18 protein-coding genes, 3 rRNA genes and 3 pseudogenes are annotated in these 26,207 nt (G+C 66.1%); 16 read left to right on the forward strand and 8 right to left on the reverse strand.

The window, feature by feature from the left end; genetic code table 11:
- Positions 1 to 179: 179 nt before the first annotated feature.
- The 3 genes from ABIE67_RS26730 (at position 180) to proC (ending at position 2,703) form a co-directional block, all read left to right on the forward strand.
- Entirely contained in the window at positions 180 to 977 is a 798-nt protein-coding gene (locus ABIE67_RS26730) for an ABC transporter ATP-binding protein (protein ID WP_370262290.1), read from the forward strand.
- The gene (locus tag ABIE67_RS26735) at positions 974 to 1,765 is read left to right on the forward strand and encodes an ABC transporter permease (protein WP_370262295.1); all 792 of its coding nucleotides are present in this window, start codon (positions 974 to 976) and stop codon (positions 1,763 to 1,765) included. Before ABIE67_RS26730 ends, ABIE67_RS26735 begins: the two co-directional genes overlap by 4 nt.
- A gap of 125 nt (positions 1,766 to 1,890) precedes the next feature.
- Positions 1,891 to 2,703 (forward strand): pyrroline-5-carboxylate reductase, encoded by an 813-nt coding sequence (gene proC, locus ABIE67_RS26740; protein ID WP_370262301.1) that lies wholly within the window; start codon positions 1,891 to 1,893, stop codon positions 2,701 to 2,703.
- 45 nt (positions 2,704 to 2,748) lie between these two features.
- On the opposite strand, the gene trpS is transcribed toward proC, so the two are convergent.
- Complete coding sequence (trpS, locus tag ABIE67_RS26745; protein ID WP_370262306.1) at positions 2,749 to 3,774, reverse strand: tryptophan--tRNA ligase; 1,026 nt, start codon at positions 3,772 to 3,774, stop codon at positions 2,749 to 2,751.
- Between the two features lie 835 nt (positions 3,775 to 4,609).
- On the opposite strand from trpS, the gene ABIE67_RS26750 reads away from it, so the two are divergent.
- The 4 genes and pseudogenes from ABIE67_RS26750 (at position 4,610) to ABIE67_RS26765 (ending at position 10,544) form a co-directional block, all read left to right on the forward strand.
- Positions 4,610 to 6,135, forward strand: a 16S ribosomal RNA gene (locus ABIE67_RS26750).
- 307 nt (positions 6,136 to 6,442) lie between these two features.
- A 23S ribosomal RNA gene (locus ABIE67_RS26755) occupies positions 6,443 to 9,564 on the forward strand.
- Between the two features lie 88 nt (positions 9,565 to 9,652).
- Positions 9,653 to 9,769, forward strand: a 5S ribosomal RNA gene (gene rrf, locus ABIE67_RS26760).
- Together the 16S, 23S and 5S rRNA genes form the textbook arrangement of a ribosomal RNA operon.
- A gap of 182 nt (positions 9,770 to 9,951) precedes the next feature.
- Positions 9,952 to 10,544 (forward strand): annotated as a pseudogene (locus ABIE67_RS26765) (transposase).
- Positions 10,545 to 10,567: 23 nt separating this feature from the next.
- On the opposite strand, the gene ABIE67_RS26770 reads toward ABIE67_RS26765, so the two are convergent.
- The 3 genes and pseudogenes from ABIE67_RS26770 to ABIE67_RS26780 all read right to left on the reverse strand — a co-directional run.
- The gene (locus ABIE67_RS26770; protein WP_370262311.1) at positions 10,568 to 11,326 is read right to left on the reverse strand and encodes a hypothetical protein; all 759 of its coding nucleotides are present in this window, start codon (positions 11,324 to 11,326) and stop codon (positions 10,568 to 10,570) included.
- A gap of 95 nt (positions 11,327 to 11,421) precedes the next feature.
- Entirely contained in the window at positions 11,422 to 11,796 is a 375-nt protein-coding gene (locus ABIE67_RS26775) for a transposase family protein (protein ID WP_370268259.1), read from the reverse strand.
- A 104-nt stretch (positions 11,797 to 11,900) separates the two neighbouring features.
- Positions 11,901 to 12,165: pseudogene (locus ABIE67_RS26780) on the reverse strand (ISAzo13 family transposase); the annotation flags it as partial.
- Between the two features lie 100 nt (positions 12,166 to 12,265).
- Between ABIE67_RS26780 and ABIE67_RS26785 the strand changes: the two are divergent.
- Positions 12,266 to 13,603 carry an IS4 family transposase gene (locus ABIE67_RS26785; RefSeq protein ID WP_370254502.1) on the forward strand — a complete coding sequence of 446 codons (1,338 nt, stop codon included), beginning with the start codon at positions 12,266 to 12,268 and terminating at the stop codon, positions 13,601 to 13,603.
- Between the two features lie 16 nt (positions 13,604 to 13,619).
- On the opposite strand, the pseudogene ABIE67_RS26790 reads toward ABIE67_RS26785, so the two are convergent.
- Positions 13,620 to 14,567 (reverse strand): annotated as a pseudogene (locus ABIE67_RS26790) (ISAzo13 family transposase); the annotation flags it as partial.
- Between the two features lie 68 nt (positions 14,568 to 14,635).
- On the opposite strand from ABIE67_RS26790, the gene ABIE67_RS26795 reads away from it, so the two are divergent.
- From ABIE67_RS26795 to ABIE67_RS26830, 8 genes are all read left to right on the forward strand, one after another.
- Positions 14,636 to 15,304, forward strand: coding sequence for an HAD family hydrolase (locus tag ABIE67_RS26795; protein ID WP_370262315.1), 669 nt, complete (start codon positions 14,636 to 14,638; stop codon positions 15,302 to 15,304).
- Positions 15,305 to 15,370: 66 nt separating this feature from the next.
- Positions 15,371 to 16,615 carry an MFS transporter gene (locus tag ABIE67_RS26800; protein ID WP_370262320.1) on the forward strand — a complete coding sequence of 415 codons (1,245 nt, stop codon included), beginning with the start codon at positions 15,371 to 15,373 and terminating at the stop codon, positions 16,613 to 16,615.
- Positions 16,566 to 17,738 carry an acetoin utilization protein AcuC gene (locus ABIE67_RS26805; RefSeq protein WP_370262324.1) on the forward strand — a complete coding sequence of 391 codons (1,173 nt, stop codon included), beginning with the start codon at positions 16,566 to 16,568 and terminating at the stop codon, positions 17,736 to 17,738. The genes ABIE67_RS26800 and ABIE67_RS26805 overlap by 50 nt, the downstream gene beginning before the upstream one ends.
- A gap of 497 nt (positions 17,739 to 18,235) precedes the next feature.
- Positions 18,236 to 19,051, forward strand: coding sequence for a phosphatase (locus ABIE67_RS26810; protein ID WP_370262329.1), 816 nt, complete (start codon positions 18,236 to 18,238; stop codon positions 19,049 to 19,051).
- A 129-nt stretch (positions 19,052 to 19,180) separates the two neighbouring features.
- Positions 19,181 to 19,393 carry a helix-turn-helix domain-containing protein gene (locus ABIE67_RS26815; protein ID WP_004984898.1) on the forward strand — a complete coding sequence of 71 codons (213 nt, stop codon included), beginning with the start codon at positions 19,181 to 19,183 and terminating at the stop codon, positions 19,391 to 19,393.
- 157 nt (positions 19,394 to 19,550) lie between these two features.
- Complete coding sequence (locus ABIE67_RS26820; RefSeq protein WP_003948845.1) at positions 19,551 to 19,649, forward strand: 30S ribosomal protein bS22; 99 nt, start codon at positions 19,551 to 19,553, stop codon at positions 19,647 to 19,649.
- Positions 19,650 to 19,915: 266 nt separating this feature from the next.
- Positions 19,916 to 20,977: an NAD-dependent epimerase/dehydratase family protein gene (locus ABIE67_RS26825; protein WP_370262337.1), complete on the forward strand. Its 1,062-nt coding sequence runs from the start codon at positions 19,916 to 19,918 to the stop codon at positions 20,975 to 20,977.
- A gap of 14 nt (positions 20,978 to 20,991) precedes the next feature.
- Positions 20,992 to 22,044 carry a lysophospholipid acyltransferase family protein gene (locus ABIE67_RS26830; RefSeq protein WP_370262341.1) on the forward strand — a complete coding sequence of 351 codons (1,053 nt, stop codon included), beginning with the start codon at positions 20,992 to 20,994 and terminating at the stop codon, positions 22,042 to 22,044.
- 395 nt (positions 22,045 to 22,439) lie between these two features.
- Here ABIE67_RS26830 and ABIE67_RS26835 read toward each other — a convergent pair whose 3' ends face one another.
- The 3 genes from ABIE67_RS26835 to ABIE67_RS26845 form a co-directional block, all read right to left on the reverse strand.
- Positions 22,440 to 23,687, reverse strand: a complete 1,248-nt coding sequence (locus ABIE67_RS26835) for a DUF5667 domain-containing protein (protein WP_370262346.1) — start codon at positions 23,685 to 23,687, stop codon at positions 22,440 to 22,442.
- A 248-nt stretch (positions 23,688 to 23,935) separates the two neighbouring features.
- Positions 23,936 to 24,715: an ECF subfamily RNA polymerase sigma factor, BldN family gene (locus ABIE67_RS26840; RefSeq protein ID WP_370262351.1), complete on the reverse strand. Its 780-nt coding sequence runs from the start codon at positions 24,713 to 24,715 to the stop codon at positions 23,936 to 23,938.
- 556 nt (positions 24,716 to 25,271) lie between these two features.
- Entirely contained in the window at positions 25,272 to 26,192 is a 921-nt protein-coding gene (locus tag ABIE67_RS26845) for an HAD family hydrolase (RefSeq protein ID WP_370262355.1), read from the reverse strand.
- Positions 26,193 to 26,207 lie beyond the last annotated feature (15 nt).

Raw genomic sequence — 26,207 nt, forward strand, 5'->3', positions numbered from 1 at the left:
CCCTCCAGAACGCCCCTCGCTCCTCCAGACCACAGACCGCCGGCCACCGAGCGCCGCCGCTCCCTCCACACACCCGCCCTCCGCCCCGAGCCGGTGAGGGCGGGCGAACCATGTCGCCACGGCGAACCAGTCGCCCTAGCCGCTTGACGCTGCCCTCCCGCCGGAGGATTATTCATCGCATGATGAATTATTCGTCCACCCGATCCGATCCCCCCGATGAGACCGCCATCCGAGCCGAGACCCTGAACGTCCGACGCGGCACCCGCCAGGTACTCCGCGCACTCGACTTCACCGTCCCGCGCGGCCAGATCACCGGCCTGCTCGGCCCGTCCGGCTGCGGCAAGACGACCCTCATGCGGGCCATCGTCGGCACCCAGGCCAAGGTCACCGGCACCCTCGATGTCCTCGGCCGCCCCGCCGGCCACCCCACCCTGCGCACCCGCATCGGCTACGTCACCCAAGCTCCCTCCGTCTACGACGACCTGACCATCCGCCAGAACCTCACCTACTTCGCCGCGATCCTCGCCCCGGGCCACACGGCCGCCGACCGGCGTCACGATGTCGACCGCGTCCTCGCCGACGTCGACCTCACCAGCCACGCCGACGCCCTGGCAGGCAACCTCTCCGGCGGCCAGCGCAGCCGCGTCTCCCTTGCGGTCGCCCTCCTCGGCACCCCCGAACTCCTCGTCCTGGACGAACCGACGGTCGGCCTCGACCCGGTCCTGCGCCGCGACCTCTGGAACCTCTTCCACGACATCGCCGCCTCCCGCGGCGCCACCCTCCTCATCTCCTCCCACGTCATGGACGAGGCCGAGCGCTGCCACCGCCTCCTCCTCATGCGCGAGGGCCGGATCCTCGCCGACGACACCCCGGACGCCCTCCGCACCCGTACGCACTCCGAGACGGTCGAAGCGGCCTTCCTGCACCTGGTCGACGAGGCGACCGCGGCCGCCCGCGCGAAGGAGACCACGCGATGACCACCGCGACGAGCCCGACCACGACGCTCCTGCCCGCCCCCACCGGCGCCCTGAACCTGGCCCGCACGACCGCCACCGCCGCCCGGGTCCTGCGCCAGCTCGGCCACGACCCGCGCACCATCGCGCTGATGCTCCTCGTCCCCTGCGTGATGCTGTTCCTGCTGCGCTACGTCTTCGACGGCAGCCCGCGCACCTTCGACAACATCGGAGCCTCCCTCCTAGGGATCTTCCCGCTGATCACGATGTTCCTGGTCACTTCCATCGCCACCCTGCGCGAACGCACCTCCGGCACCCTCGAACGCCTCCTCGCCATGCCCCTCGGCAAGGGCGACCTGATCGCCGGCTACGCCCTCGCCTTCGGCACCCTCGCGATCATCCAGTCCGCCCTGGCGACCGGACTCGCCCTCTGGGTCCTCGGCCTGGACGTCACCGGCAGCCCCTGGCTGCTCCTGCTCGTGGCCCTCCTCGATGCCCTGCTCGGCACCGCGCTCGGTCTCTTCGTCTCGGCCTTCGCGGCCTCCGAATTCCAGGCCGTCCAGTTCATGCCGGCCGTGATCTTCCCCCAGCTCCTCCTCTGCGGCCTCTTCACACCCCGCGACAACATGCACCCCGCCCTCGAAGCCATCTCCAATGTCCTCCCCATGTCCTATGCGGTCGACGGCATGAACGAGGTCCTCAAGCACACCGACATGACCGCCAACTTCGTCCGCGACGCCCTGATCGTGGCGGGCTGTGCCCTGCTGGTCCTGGGTCTGGGAGCGGCGACCCTGCGACGCAGGACGGCATGACCGCCGCGGGGCCGGCCCGGCGGACAGCACGACCGCCCGTCCGCCCACCGGACACGCCCCTCGAAGGGGCGCGCCCGGTGCGAGGATGAACCCGGACGACGCAACCCCCGGAGGGCACCCCAGCCATGACCCAGAAAGTCGCAGTCCTCGGCACCGGCAAGATCGGCGAAGCCCTGCTCAGCGGAATGATCCGTGGCGGCTGGGCACCGGCCGACCTCCTGGTGACGGCCCGCCGCGCGGAACGAGCCGAAGAACTCCGCACCCGCTACGGAGTCACCCCGGTCACCAACGCGGAAGCCGCCAAGTCCGCCGACACCCTGATCCTCACGGTCAAGCCGCAGGACATGGGCACCCTCCTCGACGAACTCGCCCCGCACGTCCCCGCCGACCGCCTGGTCATCAGCGGAGCCGCAGGCATCCCCACCTCCTTCTTCGAGTCCCGCCTCGCCGCCGGCACCCCGGTCGTCCGCGTCATGACGAACACGCCCGCCCTCGTCGACGAGGCCATGTCCGTCATCTCCGCCGGCAGCCACGCCAGCGAAGCCGACCTCGCCCACGCCGAAGAGATCTTCGGCGCCGTAGGCAAGACGCTCCGCGTCCCCGAGGGCCAGCAGGACGCCTGCACCGCTCTCTCCGGCTCAGGCCCGGCGTACTTCTTCTACCTGGTCGAAGCCATGACCGACGCCGGCATCCTCCTCGGCCTGCCCCGCGACAAGGCCCACGACCTGATCGTCCAGTCCGCGATCGGCGCCGCGACGATGCTCCGCGACAGCGGCGAACACCCCGTCAAGCTGCGCGAGAACGTGACATCCCCCGCCGGCACCACCATCAACGCCATCCGCGAACTCGAGAACCACGGCGTACGAGCCGCCCTCATCGCCGCCCTAGAAGCCGCCCGCGACCGCAGCCGCGCACTGGCCTCCGGCAACAACGCCTGACGCCCCGCCCGCCCCCTGCCTCAGGGGGCGGGCCGGCGCACCCCGCTAAGCAGTCACCGCGATATCCGCAGGCGCAGCCGCCGGCAGCAACCCGATCGCCCGATACGCGGCATCCACGGTCGGCCGGGCCATCGCCCGAGCCCTCTCCGCACCATCCCGCAGCACCCCCTCCACATAGCCAGGATCCGCGCACAGCTCCCTGTGCCTCTCCTGCACGGGCCTGAGAACCTCGACCACGGCCTCCGCGGTGGCTGATTTCAAAGCGCCGTACGATTCATATACACCGCTCAGCTCCGATGGGTTCCCACCCGTACAGGCAGCCAGGATCTCCAGCAGATTCGCCACCCCCGGCTGCGCGGCCCGGTCGTACACGACCTCCCGCCCGCTGTCGGTCACGGCCCGCATGACCTTCTTCCGCACCACATCCGGCTCGTCGAGCAGATAGACGATCCCCGGTCCGGAGTCGTCGCTCTTGCCCATCTTCGAGGCAGGATCCTGCAAGTTCATGACCCGGGCCGCGACCTGCGGAGGCGTGGCCCGAGGCACCACGAACGTGTGCCCGTACCGCTGGTTGAACCGCACCGCGAGATCCCGCGCGAGTTCCACATGCTGCGTCTGGTCGTCCCCGACCGGCACCTCATCGGTCCCGTACGCAAGGATGTCCGCCGCCATCAGCACGGGGTACGTCAGCAGCGACAGCCGCACACTCCCGCCCCGCTCCCGCTCCCGCGCGGCCTTCTCCTTGTACTGGATCATCCGCCGCATCTCGCCGTCCGTGGCCACGCACTCCAGCACATACGACAGCCGCGCGTGCTCATCCACATGACTCTGTACGAACACGGTGCACAGCTCCGGATCAAGCCCCGCCGCCAGCAGCAACGTCGCCGCCTGCCGACTGAGCCGACGCACCCGCGCCGGATCATGATCCACGGTCAGCGCGTGCAGATCGACGATGCAGAACAGCGCGTCGGCCTGGTGCTGATCGACGGCAGCCCACCGCCGCATGGCTCCCAGGTAGTTCCCCAGCGTCAGATGCCCCGTCGGCTTGACCCCACTGAAGACCCGCGTCATCTCTCTACCTCCTGGTCGAGACCGCCGTCCCGGACGGCCGACCCTCAGGAGCTCTGGAGGGAGATACGAGAACGGCCGCCGAGGCGGCGGCCGTTGAGTGCATACGTGACTACGGCCGCCGTCAGGCGGCCCACCACAGCTGGGTGCACGTACGCGTCGTCATGCGACCCAGACTACGCCCCGAGCGTGCCGCCCGGAGTGAAGTTGACACGCCCCGGCCCGGTCCGTACTGTTCTCCGAGTTGTCCGACGTGAGCGCCGACCTCGGTCGGTCCCCGGACAGCCACTCCGCAAGTACCAACCACCATTCGACGACAGTCGATCTGTCTGCCGTCGTTTCATTGGCATGCGTATTTACGGAATGAGGAATCCGCGTTCGAGAGAACGCAGCCCCCGATTAGCTCGGGAGCAGGGAATCCGCTAAAGTCTCACTCGTCGGAACGGCCCAACAGCCGCGAAGACAAGCCCCGCTGACTGGGGGTCAGGCCCGAAAGGATCTGATAGAGTCGGGACCGCCGGAAAGGGAAACGCGAAAGCGGAAACCTGGAAAGCGCCGAGGAAATCGGATCGGAAAAAGATCTGATAGAGTCGGAAACGCAAGACCGAAGGGAAGCGCCCGGAGGAAAGCCCGAGAGGGTGAGTACAAAGGAAGCGTCCGTTCCTTGAGAACTCAACAGCGTGCCAAAAATCAACGCCAGATATGTTGATACCCCGTCTCCAGCATCTGCTGGGGCGAGGTTCCTTTGAAAAAACACAGCGAGGACGCTGTGAACGGCCGGGCTTATTCCGCCTGGCTGTTCCGCTCTCGTGGTGTTCATCCCGATTACGGGAAAACATTCACGGAGAGTTTGATCCTGGCTCAGGACGAACGCTGGCGGCGTGCTTAACACATGCAAGTCGAACGATGAACCACTTCGGTGGGGATTAGTGGCGAACGGGTGAGTAACACGTGGGCAATCTGCCCTTCACTCTGGGACAAGCCCTGGAAACGGGGTCTAATACCGGATATCACTCTCGCAGGCATCTGTGAGGGTCGAAAGCTCCGGCGGTGAAGGATGAGCCCGCGGCCTATCAGCTTGTTGGTGAGGTAATGGCTTACCAAGGCGACGACGGGTAGCCGGCCTGAGAGGGCGACCGGCCACACTGGGACTGAGACACGGCCCAGACTCCTACGGGAGGCAGCAGTGGGGAATATTGCACAATGGGCGAAAGCCTGATGCAGCGACGCCGCGTGAGGGATGACGGCCTTCGGGTTGTAAACCTCTTTCAGCAGGGAAGAAGCGAAAGTGACGGTACCTGCAGAAGAAGCGCCGGCTAACTACGTGCCAGCAGCCGCGGTAATACGTAGGGCGCAAGCGTTGTCCGGAATTATTGGGCGTAAAGAGCTCGTAGGCGGCTTGTCACGTCGGGTGTGAAAGCCCGGGGCTTAACCCCGGGTCTGCATTCGATACGGGCTAGCTAGAGTGTGGTAGGGGAGATCGGAATTCCTGGTGTAGCGGTGAAATGCGCAGATATCAGGAGGAACACCGGTGGCGAAGGCGGATCTCTGGGCCATTACTGACGCTGAGGAGCGAAAGCGTGGGGAGCGAACAGGATTAGATACCCTGGTAGTCCACGCCGTAAACGGTGGGAACTAGGTGTTGGCGACATTCCACGTCGTCGGTGCCGCAGCTAACGCATTAAGTTCCCCGCCTGGGGAGTACGGCCGCAAGGCTAAAACTCAAAGGAATTGACGGGGGCCCGCACAAGCAGCGGAGCATGTGGCTTAATTCGACGCAACGCGAAGAACCTTACCAAGGCTTGACATACACCGGAAACGTCTGGAGACAGGCGCCCCCTTGTGGTCGGTGTACAGGTGGTGCATGGCTGTCGTCAGCTCGTGTCGTGAGATGTTGGGTTAAGTCCCGCAACGAGCGCAACCCTTGTCCTGTGTTGCCAGCATGCCCTTCGGGGTGATGGGGACTCACAGGAGACCGCCGGGGTCAACTCGGAGGAAGGTGGGGACGACGTCAAGTCATCATGCCCCTTATGTCTTGGGCTGCACACGTGCTACAATGGCCGGTACAATGAGCTGCGATACCGCGAGGTGGAGCGAATCTCAAAAAGCCGGTCTCAGTTCGGATTGGGGTCTGCAACTCGACCCCATGAAGTCGGAGTTGCTAGTAATCGCAGATCAGCATTGCTGCGGTGAATACGTTCCCGGGCCTTGTACACACCGCCCGTCACGTCACGAAAGTCGGTAACACCCGAAGCCGGTGGCCCAACCCCTTGTGGGAGGGAGCTGTCGAAGGTGGGACTGGCGATTGGGACGAAGTCGTAACAAGGTAGCCGTACCGGAAGGTGCGGCTGGATCACCTCCTTTCTAAGGAGCACTTCTAGGCTGCCTCGGCAGTCCAGAGGCCAGTACATCGGCGAATGTCTGATGCTGGTTGCTCATGGGTGGAACGTTGATTATTCGGCACGGTTCAGTATGGATGAGAGCGTTAGTACTGCTTCGGCGTGGAACGCGAAGCTCATCAACTGATCGTGTCGGGCACGCTGTTGGGTGTCTGAAGTAACGGCCGTGAGGTTGTGCTTCGGAAGCCGGCCCCAGTGAACTCCGGTTTGTACCGGGGGTGATGGGTGGCTGGTCGTTGTTTGAGAACTGCACAGTGGACGCGAGCATCTGTGGCCAAGTTTTTAAGGGCGCACGGTGGATGCCTTGGCACCAGGAACCGATGAAGGACGTGGGAGGCCACGATAGTCCCCGGGGAGTCGTCAACCAGGCTTTGATCCGGGGGTTTCCGAATGGGGAAACCCGGCAGTCGTCATGGGCTGTCACCCATACCTGAACACATAGGGTATGTGGAGGGAACGCGGGGAAGTGAAACATCTCAGTACCCGCAGGAAGAGAAAACAACCGTGATTCCGGGAGTAGTGGCGAGCGAAACCGGATGAGGCTAAACCGTATACGTGTGAGACCCGGCAGGGGTTGCGTGTACGGGGTTGTGGGATCTCTCTTTCACAGTCTGCCGGCTGTGAGGCGAGTCAGAAACCGTTGATGTAGACGAAGGACATGCGAAAGGTCCGGCGTAGAGGGTAAGACCCCCGTAGTCGAAACGTCAGCGGCTCGTTTGAGAGACACCCAAGTAGCACGGGGCCCGAGAAATCCCGTGTGAATCTGGCGGGACCACCCGCTAAGCCTAAATATTCCCTGGTGACCGATAGCGGATAGTACCGTGAGGGAATGGTGAAAAGTACCCCGGGAGGGGAGTGAAATAGTACCTGAAACCGTGTGCCTACAAGCCGTGGGAGCGTCGGACATCAGCTTGCTGGTGTCTCGTGACTGCGTGCCTTTTGAAGAATGAGCCTGCGAGTTTGCGGTGTGTTGCGAGGTTAACCCGTGTGGGGAAGCCGTAGCGAAAGCGAGTCCGAATAGGGCGGTATAGTAGCGCGCTCAAGACCCGAAGCGGAGTGATCTAGCCATGGGCAGGTTGAAGCGGAGGTAAGACTTCGTGGAGGACCGAACCCACCAGGGTTGAAAACCTGGGGGATGACCTGTGGTTAGGGGTGAAAGGCCAATCAAACTCCGTGATAGCTGGTTCTCCCCGAAATGCATTTAGGTGCAGCGTCGTGTGTTTCTTGCCGGAGGTAGAGCACTGGATAGGCGATGGGCCCTACCGGGTTACTGACCTTAGCCAAACTCCGAATGCCGGTAAGTGAGAGCGCGGCAGTGAGACTGTGGGGGATAAGCTCCATGGTCGAGAGGGAAACAGCCCAGAGCATCGACTAAGGCCCCTAAGCGTACGCTAAGTGGGAAAGGATGTGGAGTCGCAGAGACAACCAGGAGGTTGGCTTAGAAGCAGCCACCCTTGAAAGAGTGCGTAATAGCTCACTGGTCTAGTGATTCCGCGCCGACAATGTAGCGGGGCTCAAGCGTACCGCCGAAGTCGTGTCATTGCAGCATATAGGGCCAACGCCTGCTGTGATGGGTAGGGGAGCGTCGTGTGCCGGGTGAAGCCGCGCCGGAAGGCAGTGGTGGACGGTTCACGAGTGAGAATGCAGGCATGAGTAGCGATTCACACGTGAGAAACGTGTGCGCCGATTGACTAAGGGTTCCTGGGTCAAGCTGATCTGCCCAGGGTAAGTCGGGACCTAAGGCGAGGCCGACAGGCGTAGTCGATGGATAACCGGTTGATATTCCGGTACCCGCTGTGAAGCGTCAAACATTGAACCAGGCGATGCTAAGTCCGTGAAGCCGCCCTGGAGCCTTCGGGCAAAGGGGAGTGGTGGAGCCGACGAACCAGACTTGCAGTAGGTGAGTGATGGGGTGACGCAGGAAGGTAGTCCATCCCGGGCGGTGGTTGTCCCGGGGTAAGGGTGTAGGACGTCAGGTAGGTAAATCCGCCTGGCACATAGTCTGAGACCTGATGCCGAGCCGATTGTGGTGAAGTGGATGATCCTATGCTGTCGAGAAAAGCCTCTAGCGAGTTTCATGGCGGCCCGTACCCTAAACCGACTCAGGTGGTCAGGTAGAGAATACCGAGGCGTTCGGGTGAACTATGGTTAAGGAACTCGGCAAAATGCCCCCGTAACTTCGGGAGAAGGGGGGCCACGTCTGGTGAGAGGACTTGCTCCTCGAGCTGGGGGTGGCCGCAGAGACCAGCGAGAAGCGACTGTTTACTAAAAACACAGGTCCGTGCGAAGCCGTAAGGCGATGTATACGGACTGACGCCTGCCCGGTGCTGGAACGTTAAGGGGACCGGTTAGTCACTCTTCGGGGTGGCGAAGCTGAGAACTTAAGCGCCAGTAAACGGCGGTGGTAACTATAACCATCCTAAGGTAGCGAAATTCCTTGTCGGGTAAGTTCCGACCTGCACGAATGGCGTAACGACTTCTCGACTGTCTCAACCATAGGCCCGGTGAAATTGCACTACGAGTAAAGATGCTCGTTTCGCGCAGCAGGACGGAAAGACCCCGGGACCTTTACTACAGTTTGATATTGGTGTTCGGTTCGGCTTGTGTAGGATAGGTGGGAGACTTTGAAGCGGGCACGCCAGTGTTCGTGGAGTCGTCGTTGAAATACCACTCTGGTCGTGCTGGATGTCTAACCTGGGTCCGTGATCCGGATCAGGGACAGTGTCTGATGGGTAGTTTAACTGGGGCGGTTGCCTCCTAAAGAGTAACGGAGGCGCCCAAAGGTTCCCTCAGCCTGGTTGGCAATCAGGTGTTGAGTGTAAGTGCACAAGGGAGCTTGACTGTGAGACCGACGGGTCGAGCAGGGACGAAAGTCGGGACTAGTGATCCGGCGGTGGCTTGTGGAAGCGCCGTCGCTCAACGGATAAAAGGTACCCCGGGGATAACAGGCTGATCTTCCCCAAGAGTCCATATCGACGGGATGGTTTGGCACCTCGATGTCGGCTCGTCGCATCCTGGGGCTGGAGTCGGTCCCAAGGGTTGGGCTGTTCGCCCATTAAAGCGGTACGCGAGCTGGGTTTAGAACGTCGTGAGACAGTTCGGTCCCTATCCGCTGTGCGCGTAGGAGTCTTGAGAAGGGCTGTCCCTAGTACGAGAGGACCGGGACGGACGAACCTCTGGTGTGCCAGTTGTTCTGCCAAGGGCATGGCTGGTTGGCTACGTTCGGGAGGGATAACCGCTGAAAGCATCTAAGCGGGAAGCCTGCTTCGAGATGAGGACTCCCACCCACTTGATGGGGTAAGGCTCCCAGTAGACGACTGGGTTGATAGGCCGGATCTGGAAGCACGGTAACGTGTGGAGGTGACCGGTACTAATAGGCCGAGGGCTTGTCCTCAGTTGCTCGCGTCCACTGTGTTGGTTCTGAAACCACGAACAGCCCCATGCCTGGTCACGGCGTGGTGCGGCTGACAGTTTCATAGTGTTTCGGTGGTTATAGCGTGAGGGAAACGCCCGGTTACATTCCGAACCCGGAAGCTAAGCCTTACAGCGCCGATGGTACTGCAGGGGGGACCCTGTGGGAGAGTAGGACGCCGCCGAACAAATTTTGAAGAAAGCCCCCGGCCGGGGATACCGGTCCGGGGGCTTTCTGCGTTTCCGCGCCATTAGAACTCGTAACACGATTTTGTGCCGTGCCCTGGTCCGGCGTGACCGAAGTGACGATTCGGCCGTTCAAGAAGGTGTGAGTACTCGGCCGTGGGTCGTGGACGACGAGTTGTGAGCGCTGATCGGGCCGCTGCTGCCGCCATGGCCGGAGAAGGCGCCGGGCCCGCAGCCGGTAGCGGACCGGCTGTGTCTGCAAGGCATCTTGTACGTGCTCCACAACGACCTAGCCTGGCAACTCTTGCCCCCGGAGCTGGGGTTCGGCTCCGGACAGACCTGCTGGCGACGCCTGACCGCTGGCAGAAGGCTGGAGTCTTCGAGCAGCTGCACCGCATCCTGCTCGCCGCACTCAACGCGGCCGGCGAACTCGACTGGACCCGCGCGTGCGTGGACGGCATTCCGCCTGTGGCCGGACGGATGGGCCGTCCGCGGCGCCGCCCCGACGCACTTCTCGGTGACAAAGGCTACGACGCCAACCTCAACCGGCGTGAGCTGCGTAAGCGGCGGATCCTGCCGGTCATCTCCCGCAAGGGCGCCCCGAACATCACGGGACTGGGCAAACTCCGCTACGTCGTCGAGCAGACCTTCGCTCTACTCCACCAGTTCAAGCGCCTCGCCGTCCGCTGGGAACGCCGAACCGAACTCCACGACGCCTTCGTCCCGTTGGCTTCCAGCCTCATCTGCTGGAGACGACTCAAGAAGGCCCACGCGTGATCCTTTTACGCGCTCCTGGACTGCTATGCCTGGAAGGCTGCGACCTGGTCCTGCACCGAGAAGTCTGAAGCACAGTCGGGGCACGTCGTGGATCCAAACAGGTGGGGCAGATGCTCTGCGGTTGCCGGCTGCCCGGCTCTGACGGCCACACCGTGCAGCCGAGACGCCAGAGGCGGCAGGTCCGTGGGGGCTGCCGGGCGGATCCCGGTGAGTATGGGTCCCTCGCGGCCGACAACCCGAAAGCGCGCGTTCGGGTCCCGCCGGCGAGTGCCTGGGGGCTTGTGGGAGAGGTCGATCTCCAAGCTCGATGTGCAAGAGGGGCACACCACGGGGTGTTCCTCGCGGCGCAGGCTGTGCCTCCATACGGGTACGCCCTCAAATGCCAGGAGGTGCTCCAGCCAGTACAGAAAGTCGTCTACATCGCCCTCGAAAGGCCTTGTCATCACGACGTTCTGGGTCAACTGGTGCAGCTCGTTGATCGCAGCCGGGTAGCGCGTCTGGACGTAACCGGGCTCGTGAAGCTGTTGCTCGTGGACGACGATGCGGCCAGCCAGCCCAAGGGCCGGCCAGCGACCGCCCGGTTTGCGACCGGTAGCGATGTCTGTAAGAACGGGCAGGGCGGCAAAGCTGGCTGGATACACCGACCCCTGGTGGTAGAGAGAAGCCCACAGCTCCTCCCACGCCTCGTCAGCCAGCTCGGGATTACCGATCTCGTCAAAGAGCCGTGGCAGGTCGGACGCGGATCCATAGGCGTGCTTCAGACGGGACCAGTCCAATGTCATGCCCGCAATCATCCCAGCCGCATCCGACCGGCACTCCGTACCTCACCAATGCCACCAACAAGATCGTGTTACAAGCTCTTAGGGCTTGCCGGGAATCAACACGTCGGTTTGATCTTGGATTTGTCGGGGTCGAGGAACCTGGCGACGTCTTCCCGTGTGCGGAAACGGGCTGTTGATGCGGGGAGATGAACACCATGAGCTTCCAGGAGCGGGCGGACGTCTTTCACTGCGCGGCTGATGGTCATGGCGGTGGTGTCGAAGAGCTGGCCCAAGAGGTCCATGGTCGCGAGTTTTCGCAGGTGGAGCACGGTGACCAGGACCCGGTCGGCTGAGGTGAGCTTGGCTTTGGCACCTGCACCAGGGGCCACCAGGCGCTCGTGGCCTCGACGTGTGCGAAGCACTTGCTCGCGTTGAACCTCCATCGCTGGGATCAACGAGTCGATGAGCTCGCTGAGCTGCCGGCGGGTCATCCCGGTCAGTTCCGGGTCCTGGAGCGAACGCCGCGTGAGGCGAGTCGGTCTGTCCGCCAGCCCCTCGTCCGGTGTGCTGCCGGTGGTCGCCGCGTCCACCGGACGCTGGGGGTGCAGGGTGTAGTTCCAGTCGCCGTGGAAGCGATGGCGAGTGATGGGCAGGGCAGCGATCTCGTCGTCGCTGACGCGGATGCCGGTGGGGTACTCACCGATGTCTAGTTCGGCATGGACGGTGAGGCCAGTGCGGCTGGTGGTCGCGGCGATGGTCTGGAGCATGACTTCATGGCTGGTCAGAGGTCTGCCGCGCCAGTTCATGGTGATGTGGGAGAACAGCCGGTGTTCGATCTTGTTCCACTTCGAGGTGCCGGGCCAATGCCGTTGTTTGAATGGTGGAGTTGGCGGGGGTGTCCGGTGAGACCGTGGGGTGGTGCTCGTGGCCGGGCATGGGTCAGGCATGGGTCATCCGTGGGTGGGGCTGTCTGATCGGGTACGGCTGGGGCTGCTGACGCGGTGGGTGACGCCAGCGCTGGTGGACGAGGTGCTGGGCGGGTGCCGCAAGCGGGACCGGCGGCCGGGTGCTCTGCCGGCTGGCTTCACGGTGTACTTCACGCTGGCCCTGGCCCTGTTCCATCAGGACTCCTATGACGATGTCGCGGAGAACCTGACGGGCGCGATCGCCGGGATGGGCGAACACATCCCGAACAGGGCGTCGTTCACCCGTGCCCGGGAGCGTCTGGGGCCTGAGGTGCTGGAGATGCTGTTCCGGAGACTGGCCGGGCCGCTGGCCCCGCCCGGGCTGGCGGGATCCTTCTGGCGGGGGATGCGTCTTGCCGCGGTGGACGGGTTCCTGCTGGACGTGCCGGACAACGAGGCCAACCGGCACGCCTTCGGCGGCCCGAAGGACTCGCGCGGAAAACCAGGAGGATTTCCGCAGGTCCGGGTCGTGACACTGACCGAGACCGGCACCCACGCCGCCATCGACGCACGGGTGGGCGGCTTCAACGGCGGCGAACGCGACCTGGCCGTCGCCATGGCTGCTTCGGCCGACGGAATGCTCGTGATCATGGACCGGGGCTTTCCCGGAGTGGAACTGTGGAAGGCATACACCACCGCCGGTGCACACCTTCTGCTGCGGGCGCGCTCCTGCGTCGCGCGTCGTCCGGTGCAGCGCCTGCCCGACGGCACTTACCTGGCGCGGATGAACCTCGGCGGGCAGAAAGGCGCGCACCCGGGCGGCGTACTGGTCCGTGTGATCGAGTACCGCGTCGACGGCGGCGAGGTGATCCGGCTCCTGACCGATCTCTTCGACACAGACACCTACCCCGCGGACGAACTCGCGGCCCTGTATCACGAGAGGTGGGAGGCGGAATCTTCATACCGCCAGCTCAAGACCTTCCAGCGCGGCCGGCAGGAAGTACTGCGGTCGGCCGACCCGGCACTGGTGCGCCAGGAAGTATGGGCACACCTGATCGTCCACTACTGCCTGACCGGCATCATCATGCGGCTCGCCGACGGTCACGGCATCGACCCGGACCGCATCTCGTTCGTCAAGGTCCTCAAGCACGCGCGACGCAGCGTGATCCGCCAGTGCGCCGATACTCCCGCAAAGATCGGGAAGTGCCTGGCCCTGCTGTCCGCGAAGGTGTGCCGGAAACTCGACAATGGCACCCGGCGTCTACGCGAGGCCGACAGGTTTCTCAAACGCCCCAACTCGCTGTACTCCTACCGGCCCAAGGACCAGCAACGTGCACCAGCACGCCGGGTACCTGCCAAGGCCATCACGCTGCAGCCCACGATGATTCAGTAGTCAAACAACGGCATTGGGTGCCGGGCGGAAGATGACACACCGTGATCTCAAGGCCGGTCTCGGCAGCGAGGCCGGCGAGCTGGGTCTTCCAGCCGCGGGTGCGGTAGCCGTTGGAGCCCCCGCCGTCGGCGGTGATCAGCAGTCGGCGGGCGCGGGGGTAGTCGTGCCGGCCGCGGGCCTGCCACCAGCGCCGGATCGAGGCGACGGCGAACGCCGCGGTGTCGTGATCAGTGCCGATGCTGACCCAGCCGGTGTTCGCCGCCATGTCATAGATCCCGTACGGAATCGCCTTCTCGGCCTGGCCGGGAAAGTCGTGCGTCTTGACCCTCACGGGATGCCCTGCAGGCCGCCATTCGTGCCCGGCGTTCTTGTAGTCGCCGATCAGCTCCTTCTTCTTGCTGTCCACGCTGATCACCGGGTCACCAGCGTCCCCGTGGTCTCGTGCCTGCTCATTGAGGTAGCGGAACTGCGCGTCCCTGTCAGGGTGCTGAGCACCCTCGATGGTCTTGGCGTTGGCCTGCAGACTGAAGCCTTCCTCCCGCAGCAGACCGGCGACCGTGTCGGCGGAGACCCGGTGGCCCCGCCGGGTCAGCTCCGCTGCCAGCTTCCGGGTCGACTTCGTCGTCCACCGCAGCGGCGACATCGGGTCGCCCCGCTCGTCGGGCTCGACCAGCCCAAGCAGCGCCGGCCGCAGCCCCGGATCAAGGTCCACAGCCTTCTTCCGGCCCCCACCCGGACGACGGATCCGTCCCAACAGAGCCTGACCAGACTCCAGTTCAGCCGCTCCGCGCGAGACCGTGCCCTCCCGAACCCCAGCCGCGGCAGCGACGAGCCTGATCCCACCATGCCCCAGCGACAGAGCTTCCGCCCCTATGGCCAGCCGACGCTGGCGCTCGTCCAAATGCGGCAACAACACCTGGAACTTCGCAGCCAGGACTGCCTCGATCCCCTCCGGTCTCCCCATACCAGAACAACGCGTCCCACAGCCGGAAGCCACGACTTGTTTCCCGGCAAGCCCTTAGGGTCGTAGGCATGCGCTATGACCTCGTCATCTTCGACAACGACGGTGTGCTCGTCGACAGCGAGCCCATTTCCAACCGGCTGCTCGCCGCGTATCTCACCGAGCTCGGGCATCCGACCTCGTACGAGGAGTCCATACGGGACTACATGGGCTCGGCGATGCATCGGGTGCATGAGGTGGTGTCGGAGCGGACGGGGCGGCGGCTTCCCGAGGACTTTGACGACGTCTTCCATGCGCGTGTGTTCGCCGCGTTCGAGCGGGAGTTGAAGGCGGTGACCGGCGTCGCCGACGTACTCGAGGAGCTTGCCGGGGATCAGGTGCCGTACTGCGTGGCGTCGTCCGGGAGTCATGAGCGGATTCGGGTCGGGCATCGGGCGACAGGGCTTGAGCGGTTCTTCGATGACGGGCGGGTTTTCAGTTCGGAGGATGTGGGGCGGGGGAAGCCGGCGCCGGATCTGTTTCTGTACGCGGCCGAGCGCATGGGGGTCGTACCGGAGCGGTGTGTCGTTGTCGAGGACAGCCCGCTGGGGGTGCAGGCGGCCGTGGCGGCGGGGATGGACGTGTACGGGTTCACGGCGATGACTCCTGCCGGGAAGTTGGCGGGAGCGAGTCGACTCTTCGCCGGCATGGGGGAGTTGGTCGACCTGCTTGGGTCTGCTGCCGAGCGTGGCGTCCACTGAACTTGAGGGAAATTCATCTTTGGCTGGATCTACCCACGGGTATCCCGGGGCCTTACGCTCGCCGCCATGACGGATGTGCTGCGGCGCGGTAGGGCCTCGTTGGCCTTCAGCTTCTTTGCTCAGGGTGTCGCCTTTGCCCTGCTTGTGACCCGGATTCCGGCCATTCAGGACCGGTACGGGGTTTCCGACGCGCTGCTGCCCGCGTTCCTCGCCGCCGTGCCGATCCTGGCCGGCGTCGGGAGCGTGACGACCGAGCGGCTGGTGAAGCGGATACCGCCGAGCCGGTTGCTGCGGTGGTCCCAGCCTGTCGTGCTCCTGGCGCTGCTCGGGGTCGGGGCGGGCGAGCGGATGATCGGGCTCGGGCTCGCGCTTGCCGTGTTCGGGCTGGCCGTGGGGGTGCTTGATGCCTCGATGAACATGCTCGGGGTGAGCCTGCAGCGGTCGTACGGGCGGAGCATCATGCTCAGCTTTCATGCGGTGTACAGCCTGGGCGGGATCGTGGGGGCCTCGCTTGCCTGGGTGGGGGCGCACTGGGATCTGGCGCTGGTCGTGTCGTATCTGCCGGTTGTGGTGGTGTTGCTGCCGGCTGTGCTGGTGGGGAGTCGGTGGTACGTCGACGGTGGCGTCCGAAGTGGCGTCGGTGCCGAGGTGGGGGCCCAGGAGGGGGGCGAGACGGGGGCTGTCGCCTTCAAGGTCTTGCTGCCGCTGTGTCTGGTGATGACCTTCGCGTACATCGGGGACTCGACCGTCTCCAACTGGAGTGCGAAGTATCTGCAGGACGTGCTGGGGAGTTCGGAGCAGCTGGCGACCGTGCCGTACAACGTCTACATGGTGACCACGCTGCTGGGGCGGGCCATCGGGGACTTCGGGGTGCGGAAGTTCGGGGCTGTGGCGGTCGTGCGGATGGGGGCGTTGGTGGCGGCCGGCGGGTTCGCGGTGGTCGCGGGTGCGCCGGGGGCGTGGGTCGGGATGTTGGGGTTCACGCTGCTCGGGCTGGGGCTGTGTGTGCTGGTGCCGCAGACGTTCGCGGCGGCAGGGCGGCTTGCTTCCGAGAAGTACGGGCCGGGGGCTTCGGATGCGGCCATTGCGCGGCTCAATGTGTTCAATTACGTGGGGTTTTTGATCGGTTCGCCCCTGGTGGGTGCGCTGGGCGATGCGTGGAGCTACCGCGGGGCGATGCTTGTGCCGATGGTGTTGGTGCTGGTGACGCTTGTGTACGCCCGTTCGTTCGCCGCTCAACCGGACCGATACGGTGACGGGCATGAGCGGCCGCGCACAGCTGATGTGGGACGAGGCAGTAACGGGCTATGACTTCGGTCGGGACCATCCGATGGACCCGGTCCGGCTCGCCCTGACCAGGAGACTCGTCGATGCCTTCGGGCTGGACAAGGACGTGGACGTCGTCGCGGCGCAGCCGGCCGGCGAGTCGACCCTGCGGCTGGTTCATCGGCAGGACTACATCGAGGCCGTGAAGGCCGCTTCTGCGGATCCGGCGGCGGCGGACCAGTCGTATGGGATCGGGACGATGGACGATCCGGCCTTCGCGGGGATGCATGAGGTGTCCGCGCTGATCGCGGGGCAGTCGGTGGGGGCCGCGGAGGCCGTGTGGCGGGGGGAGGCGCTGCATGCGGTGAACTTCGCGGGTGGGCTGCACCATGCGATGCCGGGGAGTGCCTCGGGGTTCTGTATCTACAACGATGCCTCGCTGGCCATTGCTCGGCTGTTGGAGCTGGGGGCCGAGCGGGTCGCCTATATCGATGTGGACGTGCATCACGGGGATGGGGTGCAGGCGGCGTTCTGGGAGGACCCGCGGGTGCTGACGATCTCGTTGCACGAGCATCCTCGTACGTTGTTCCCGCAGACCGGGTGGCCGGAGGAGACCGGGGCGGAGGCCGCGGAGGGTACGGCCGTGAATGTGGCGTTGCCGGCCGGGACCGGGGATGCGGGGTGGTTGCGGGCGTTTCATGCCGTGGTGCCGGAGCTGATCGCTGACTTTCGGCCGCAGGTGTTGGTGACGCAGCATGGGGCCGATACGCACTTTGAGGATCCGCTGGCGCATCTTGCCGTCTCGTTGGATGCGCAGCGGGCTGTGCAGATGGCCTGTCATGACCTGGCGCACGAGTACTCCGACGGGAAGTGGGTGGCGTTGGGTGGGGGTGGATATGCCGTGGTGGAGGTGGTGCCGCGGTCGTGGACGCATCTGGTGGGGATTGCTGCGGGGCGGGCGGTTGAGCCTGAGGCGATGATTCCGGAGGGGTGGCGGCAGGAAGTCTTTGCGCGGACTCGGCAGTTGGGGCCGGCGCGGATGACTGATGGGCGGTGGCCGATTTCGTGGGCCGGGTGGGATGCGGGGTATGACCCTGCGGATCGGTTGGATCAGGCAGTGTTGGCTACGCGGAGGGCGGTGTTTCCGTTGCGGGGGTTGTTGGCGTAGGTGGGCCGCCGAGGGGTTCTCGCCCCCGCCGCCCCTACCCGTCCCATCCCTTGAAGGGGCTCCGCCCCTTCGACCCCGCCAGGGGGCTGCCGCCCCCTGGACCCCCGCTTCGGCCCGAAAGGCCTCGTCCTCAAACGCCGGACGGGCTGGAGATGCCTGGCCGGCGCCGAGGGGGGGCGCCTCCGCCCGTGAGGGCGAGCTCCCCGCGGGTGGGTGGGGGCTAGGGGATGGCGATGGCCTGGCCCTCAGGTGTCGGACGGGCTGGAAGTGCCTGGGGCGGCGCTGAGGGGTGGGCGCCTCCGCCCGTGAGGGCGAGCTCCCCGCGGGTGGGTGGGGGCTAGGTATGGCGATGGCCTCGTCCTCACTCGCCGGATGGGCTGGAGATGGCCAGGGCCGGTGCCGACGAGTGAGCGCACGCGCAACCCCCGTTAGCCCAACGGTGCGGTGTTTCCCCGTTCCCGCGCCCCCCTGCGGGCCTGTCCGTCACCATCGGTCTCGTGTTGAGTAGCGGAGCTCTCCGTGCGCATCTCCTGGCCGCTCGGCTTGCCGGGGTTGTGGCTACTTCGCGGGAGGCGAGTCTCAGGAGTTATCGGCTCTTTGCGGCTCGGGACCCTCGGGTGCTCATCGGGCTCGATCCTGAGTGGGCTTGGGGGCGGCGGGATCTGATCGAGTTGATGGCCGACAGGTGTGGGGTTTCGGCCGATCCGGCGTGTGTGTCTGGGCTGGATGTGATCGATCCGGCGCGGACTTTGAGCGGGCTGGACGCCTTCGCCGATCGCGTCGGTGAGGTCGCGCAGCGCAGGGCGCCCGTGTTGCTCGGGACCGGGCATCCGCATCGACTGCTCGGCTTCTACGCCGCCTTGGCGGACGCGTTGTCGGCGGCGGGATGTGCCGTTCTCACCCCCGCGCATGGTCGCTGTGTCGACATAACGACCCGGTTCGGCCTACGCACGTACAACCTTGACTACGTACGAGGAGTCGCGTTGGTGCGGGAAGCCGGCGTTCCGTGCACCGGGCGTGAGACCGGCGCACACACGCATTCACCGCTCCCGGTTCGTATCGCGCTGGCCGGCGCGGCGGAGGCCGGGGGGCCGTTGCCGGAGCTGGTGATCGGGGATCACGGTTGGGTCTGCGGGGCAGGTCAGCTGGGGTTTGAGGCCATTGGGCTGGCCGATACGAATGACCCCGCGCTCTTTGTGGGGGAGGCCGAGGGGACCGTGTCCGCCGTCGTTCCACTTGATGACGCTGTGCGGTCTGATTACTACCGGCCGCTTACCCGCTACGTACTCAATCGAGCGTGTCTGTCACAGTAGGTCGCCGATGGCTGCACCTCTTCCCCACTCGCATCACCCGCCCCTAGTCTGGGGAGTGAGCACGCAGCGACGAAGAGTCACCGGAAGGGGAAGCCGGTGGCCGTCGAGTGCGGAAGGTTCAGGTGTGTCATGGCTGCAGCTGGCGAGAGGCCTCTGAACGAGGTTCAGTTCCTTACCGTGGCGGAAGTCGCCTCGGTGATGCGAGTGTCGAAGATGACCGTGTACCGGCTGGTGCACAGCGGTCATCTGCCCGCGATCCGGGTGGGGCGGTCGTTCCGCGTCCCGGAGCAAGCGGTTCACGAATACCTCCGCGAGAGCTACGTGGGGGTGGAAACCGCCTGACGGCAGTGGGTGAGGGGGGATCCTCAGGGCTGTTCAGGATTCCCCCTTCTCTCCTCGATTACGACCTCAGCGCTCGGGCGGGTAGGCTAGCCCCTCGTAGGTCGTGTGGGCCCATGGCGCCCAAACACCGAGTGATGAGAAGTGAGCGAGGGTAGTCGTGGGCTCTGTTATCAAGAAGCGGCGCAAGCGGATGGCGAAGAAGAAGCACCGCAAGCTGCTCAAGCGCACGCGCGTTCAGCGTCGCAACAAGAAGTAAGCGCGGCGCGCCGCGAAAGTGGCGTGCTTTGTGGCCCCCCACCAGATCCGAGATCCGGTGGGGGGCCACACGTGTATCGAGGTCATGTGCGAAGGGCCGAACTCCGTGCGTACGCCTGGACCGATGTCTGAGCCGTCTGGTGGTACGCGGGGAAATCTCGTCACTTCATGCATTGGGCGGTCATCACAGCGCAACGCCGAACCGCTAAGTTGGCCGCACACGGGGAACTCGGCAGGGGTACGAGTGCTGGAAGGAAGGCGCTGATCTTGGGCAAGGTCGTGCTCGTGACCGGAGTGGCCCGTCAACTGGGGGGCCGGTTCGTACGACGGATCCAGCGTGACCCACAGGTGGACCGGGTGGTCGCCGTGGACGCGGTTCCGCCCGAGCATCATCTGGGCGGTGCCGACTTCATCCAGGCCGACATCCGGCAGCCCACCATCGCGCGGGTGCTGGCCGAGACCGGCGCCGACACCGTCGTACACATGGACGTGACCGGAACCGCGCTCGGCAGTGGCAGCCGGACCACGGTCAAGGAAACCAACGTCATCGGGACCATGCAGCTGCTCGGCGCCTGCCAGAAGTCCCCCAACGTCAAGCGGCTGGTGGTCAAGTCCAGCACGAACGTCTACGGGTCCGCGCCCCGCGACCCGGCCGTCTTCACGGAGACCACGCCGCCCAAGTCGCTGCCCAGCGGCGGCTTCGCCAAGGACGCGGTCGAGGTCGAGGGGTATGTGCGCGGGTTCGCGCGGCGCCGGCCGGACGTCGCCGTGTGTGTGCTGCGGTTCGCCAACATCCTCGGGCCGACCGCGGACACTCCGCTCGCCTCGTACTTCTCGTTGCCCGTCCTGCCGACCGTCTTCGGCTACGACCCTCGGCTGCAGTTCGTGCACGAGGACGACGTGATCGAGGTGCTGCGGATCGGCTCGCACGAGCCGGAGCGGGGCACGCTCAACAGCGGCACCTTCAACATCGCCGGCGACGGCGTCCTGCTGCTCTCGCAGTGCTCCCGGCGCCTCGGCCGCCCCACCGTGCCGCTTCTGCTTCCCGCGGTGACCTGGGCGGGCTCTCTGGTGCGTACGCTGGGCATGTCGGACTTCTCACCCGAGCAGATCCGGCTGCTCACGCACGGCCGGGTGGTGTCGACGGACCAGATGCGAGAGACGCTCGGATTCAAGCCGAAGTACACGACGGCGGAGACGTTCGCGGACTTCGCGAAGAGCCGCGGTCCCGGACTCCTGCCGCCGGAGGCCCTCGCGGGGGCCGTCGACCGGATCGCCGCGCTGCCCGCCGTGGGTGGCGGCCACCTTCCGACGCAGAGCGCCAACTGAGGAGCGCATCAACGATGGCGGACGCCAAGGTCATTCCGTTCGACGACGACCGGTCCCGTGGGAGCGCCGTGCAGCGGCCGCAGCGGCGCCGGAGTGCGGGGAACCGGCGTAAGAGCGGTGAATCCGCGCTGGTAGGTGAGGTCCAGCCCCTCCCCGGACGGTCCTTCGCGCAGGATGATGTTCCTGTGACACGTGAGGAACAGCCGCCCCGGAAGCCCCAGGACGACAGCGGCCTGGAGCGGCGCATCGCGAGCGGCCTGGCCTTCCTGCGCCGCCGCCTCACCGGGGACTACGAGGTCGACGACTTCGGGTACGACGAGGAGCTCACCGACCAGGTCCTGATGTCCCTGCTGCGCCCGGTGTACGAGAACTACTTCCGGGTCGAGGTGAAGGGCGTCGAGAACATCCCGTCCGAGGGCGGCGCGCTGATCGTCGCCAACCACTCCGGGACGCTGCCGCTGGACGGCCTGATGATGCAGGTCGCCGTGCACGACCACCATCCCGCGGGCCGGCACCTGCGCCTCCTCGCGGCCGACCTGGTCTTCATGCTGCCCGTGGTCAACGAACTCGCCCGCAAGCTGGGCCACACCCTGGCATGCGCGGAGGACGCCGAACGCCTGCTGGGGCAGGGCGAGCTGGTCGGCGTGATGCCGGAGGGCTTCAAGGGCATCGGCAAGCCCTTCAGCGAGCGCTACAAGCTCCAGCGCTTCGGCCGCGGCGGCTTCGTCTCCACGGCCCTGCGCCAGGGCACCCCGATCATCCCGTGCTCGATCGTCGGCGCGGAGGAGATCTATCCGATGATCGGCAACGCCAAGACTCTGGCCCGTCTGCTGGGCTTCCCGTACTTCCCGCTGACGCCGACGTTCCCGTGGCTGGGCCCGCTGGGCGCGATCCCTCTGCCGACCAAGTGGACGATCCAGTTCGGGGAGCCGATTCTCACGGATGGTTATCCGGCGGAGGCGGCTGAGGATCCGATGCTGATGTTCAACCTGACGGATCAGGTGAGGGAGCAGATTCAGCACACGCTGTACAAGTTGCTGGTGCAGCGGCGGTCGGTCTTCTTCTGACGCGGAGGCCGGCCAAGCCCCCGGCGCCGGTCGCTCGGAGCCGACGGACGGAGTCCGGCGCAGCTGTCCGCAGCCTGCGAAGCAGTGCAAGGGCAGCAGGTAGGAGGGGCCAAGTTGCTGGTGCAGCGGCGGTCGGTCTTCTTCTGACGCGGAGGCCGGCCAAGCCCCCGGCGCCGGTCGCTCGGAGCCGACGGACGGAGTCCGGCGCAGCTGTCCGCAGCCTGCGAAGCAGTGCAAGGGCAGCAGGCAGGAGGGGCCAAGTTGCTGGTGCAGCGGCGGTCGGTCTTCTTCTGACGGTACGGCCATCTGACAGTGCGGCCTTCTGACGGTATGGCGATGGGGGCGCCCCTCCTGAGAGGGGCGCCCCCATCGCCGTACGGCCGACTCCGCGGACGCTAGTTCGCGTCCTGGCCCTCGATGCCCAGGCCGGGCAGGAGGCCGGGGAGCAGCGGGGGGAGGGTGACGGCGGGCTCGGTGCTCGGGGTCGATGTGGACGGTGAGGCGCCGGTGCTGCTGGTGTCCTTCGGTGGGTCGAGCAGGCCGCCGGTGTTTCCGCCGAGCAGGCCTGTGCCCTCGCTCGCGGAGCCCTCCGCCGACTTGCTGGGGCTGCTGGACCGGTTGCCGTCGGAGGAACCGCTGCCGCCGGCGCTGGGGCGGGCCGACCGGTCGGAGCCGGACGTACCGGTGGACGCCGACCCGGAACCGCCACGTCCCTTGCCGTCGCCGCCCTTCGACGGGGACGGTGGCAGGAGTGACTCCAGCGGGGCGACCTCGTCGTCTATGGCGTCGAGCACCGACGACACCTGTTCACCGACGTCCCCCAGCTGGACGGGGAGCCGCTGGCGGAGGCTGCCCCACGCCTCGCGGTGCGAGCGGGAGAAGGCGGAGAGGGCCTGGATGGGCCCCAGGGAGTTCGGGTCGCGCTGGTACGCCTCGCGGAGCAGGCGGTGCCCCTCCGAGGCGTCGTGTCGCATGCCGGACAGGGCGCGGCGGATCTCGCCGAGCGACTCGTGGTCGAGCTGTCCGCCCCGCCCACGCTCCATCAGCCGCCGGGCCTCGTTGAGCCGGGTGGAGGCCTGGTCGAGATATGTTCGCCCGCGCTCGTCGTCGCCGTCGGCCAGGACGTTGAGCTTGAAGTCCTCTATGCCGCGCTTCAGGCCGTAGAGATTGTCACCGGGAAGGGCCTCCGAACTCGCGGCGGCGACTCCGCCGAAGGCGCCCGCGGCGACACCGACGCTGAGCCCGCCCGCGGTGAGGCCCTTGGCGAGCCGTGAATGCGGTCGCAGCTTCCCGAGCGGTGAGGCCCGATGCGCGCCCCGTCCCCGTTGTGAACGTTGCTCGGGCAGGATGGGTTCCGCCTCGCCCCCGGCGGTGCCCTCCTGCAGCATGGCCTCCATGGCGGCCACGAGCTGGGCTCGCTGGACGACCTTGACCTCGGGGTCGAGTACGGGCTTGGGCAGCTCGCCGAGACTCGTGGTGAGGGCCAACAGGCGCCCCTGCTCGGTGTGTTCCGCAGCAGTGGGTGCCGGTGCCGATCCATCGGGCTGCTCGGCCTGCTCGGCGGCCGAGTCCCGGTCGGACAGCTCCTCCAGGGCCTGGGCGAAGGCGTTCGCCCGCCGGTGCGCCGATACGTTCGCGATCACTGGCGGCACCTCCTCTCGTCATGACGGTCGACTCCCCAGGGGGTCCTGAGGGTTGCACGCCCTGACCGAATCCACACGATCGAGTGATCGAAGTCGGCCAGGGAGTGACCACAGGGAGCCTGCATCCCGCACAACGAGCGGCTTGGCACTTGGGTTACGGACGGAGGATGAACGGACCGCGAAGTCAACGGACTTTCACCGAGGGTGAGTTGATGGTTGCGGAGTGTGTCGGTTCGGTGGAGGTGTGCTCAGCGTGCGTCGTCCGGGAGGAGCCGGGCCAGGGTGCGGACGGCGCGGTACTGGAGGGTCTTGATGGCGCCCTCGTTCTTGCCCATGACGCGGGCGGTCTCGGCGACGGAGAGGCCCTGGAGGAAGCGGAGGGTTACGCACTCCTGCTGTTGCGGGTTGAGTCGCCGTACGGCGTCGAGGAGTGCGGCGTTGGAGAGGGACTCCAGGACGGAGTCCTCGGGGGAGCGCTCGACCTCGTTGGCGTCGAGCATCTCGCCGGTGGTCACCTCCAGCCGGAAGCGGCTGGACTTGAAGTGGTCGGCGACGAGGTTGCGGGCGATGGTGACGAGCCAGGCGCCGAAGTCGCGGCCCTGCCAGGTGAAGGTGCCGATGCGCCGGAGCGCCCGCAGAAAGGTCTCGCTCGTGAGGTCCTCGGCGGTGGCCTTTCCTCCGACCCGGTAGTAGATGTAGCGGTACACGGTGTCGCTGTACTGGTCGTAGAGCCTTCCGAACGCGTCGGCCTCGCCGGCCTGTGCGCGTTCCACGAGATCCATCATTCGAGCGCTGTCGCTGTCCGCGGCAGGTCGACGGGCGGTTGCCGCACCGGCCGAGCGTCCCCGTCTGCCGACGGCGGCGCTGCCGTCGGCAAGCGCGTAGCACGGGCCTACGGGCGCGGTGGTTACGGCGAGGGCGAGGGCAGGGACGGCGTACGCGGTGGGGACGAAGCCGCGCAACAGGTCTTGGACCGTTGCGCGCAGCGTAGCCAGGCCCGAGGCGTCAACCCCGACGTGTGGGTACACGGGACTCCCAGAGGCAGAGCTTCCATCACGTGCAGTGCGGGACCTTTCACCCGTCGTAGCGACGGAGGGGCACCGGTTTGCGTCTGAGGAGAATAACGCTTCGTGCAGGCACTGCTACGCCCAGTTGCTCAAATCATCGATTGCGTCTCTTCTATAACCGTTTGGCGGCCGGTCAAGTGCCGGAGAGTGATCGCTTGTTGATCGAATTCGTCCGTGTTCGGGCTGTCTCCGGGGCGTGTTGTGGTCGTGTGCAGCCAAGGGGACTGGACAGGGGGTTGTGGGGGTAGGGGGTGCGGATTGGCTTGTGCGGCCGGGCGTGGTCAACTCGGCGCCTATGTGAGCTTTTCTCGCCCCCGCCGCCCCTACCCGTCCCATCCCTTGAAGGGGCTCTGCCCCTTCGACCCCGCCAGGGGGCTGCCGCCCCCTGGACCCCCGCCATCGGCCCGAAGGGCCTCGTCCTCAAACGCCGGACGGGCTGGAAGTGCCTGGACCGGCGTCGAGAGTGGTCGTCGGCGGTCGTGAGGTGAAGTCCTCTGCCGGGGGGCGCTCCGCAGGTCTACCGGCGGCGGCGGTGCAGGGCGATTGCCGCTGCTGTGCCGCCGGCCACCGCCCCGACCCCCGCGGCCGCGGGGATGCCGACCTTGGCTGCCTTTCGGCCCGTGCGGTAGTCGCGTAGGCGCCAGTCCAGCTTGCGGGCGTGTTTGCGGAGCTTGGTGTCGGGGTTGATGGCGTAGGGGTGGCCGACGAGGGAGAGCATGGGGATGTCGTTGTGCGAGTCGCTGTACGCCGCGCAGCGGGAGAGGTCCAGGCCCTCCGCGGCGGCCAGTGCGCGGACCGCCTCCGCCTTGGCCGGGCCGTGCAGGGGCTCGCCGACCAGTTGGCCCGTGTAGACGCCGTCCACGGATTCCGCCACCGTGCCCAGCGCGCCTGTCAGGCCGAGGCGGCGGGCGATCACCGTGGCGATCTCCACCGGGGCGGCTGTGACCAGCCATACCTTCTGGCCCGCGTCCAGGTGGGCCTGGGCGAGAGCTCGTGTGCCGGGCCAGATGCGCTCGGCCATGTACTCGTCGTAGATCTCCTCGCCGATCGACTGGAGCTCGGCGACGCGGTGGCCCTTCACGATGGAGAGGGCCGAGTCGCGGGCCTCCTGCATGTGCTCGGGGTCCTCGACGCCGGCCAGCCTGAACCACGCCTGCTGCCAGGCGAACTTGGCGAGGTCGCGTGTCTCGAAGAACTTCCGCTTGTACAGGCCCCGCCCGAAGTGGAAGAGGGCGGCGCCTTGCATCACGGTGTTGTCCAGGTCGAAGAAGGCGGCGGCCTGCTCGTCGCCGAGTACCGGGAACTCCGGCTCGGCGTCGGAGACCTCCGTCGCTTCCTGCGACGACTTGCGCGCTGCCTCCGCCGAAGCCTCGCCAGCCAACACGCTCCGCGCCGTGGCGGAACGCCTACGGGGAGTGAGCCATCCAAGAGCGGCCATGACCGTGAGCATAGC

The sequence above is a fragment of the Streptomyces sp. V4I8 genome, assembly GCF_041261225.1.
Classification (GTDB): domain Bacteria; phylum Actinomycetota; class Actinomycetes; order Streptomycetales; family Streptomycetaceae; genus Streptomyces.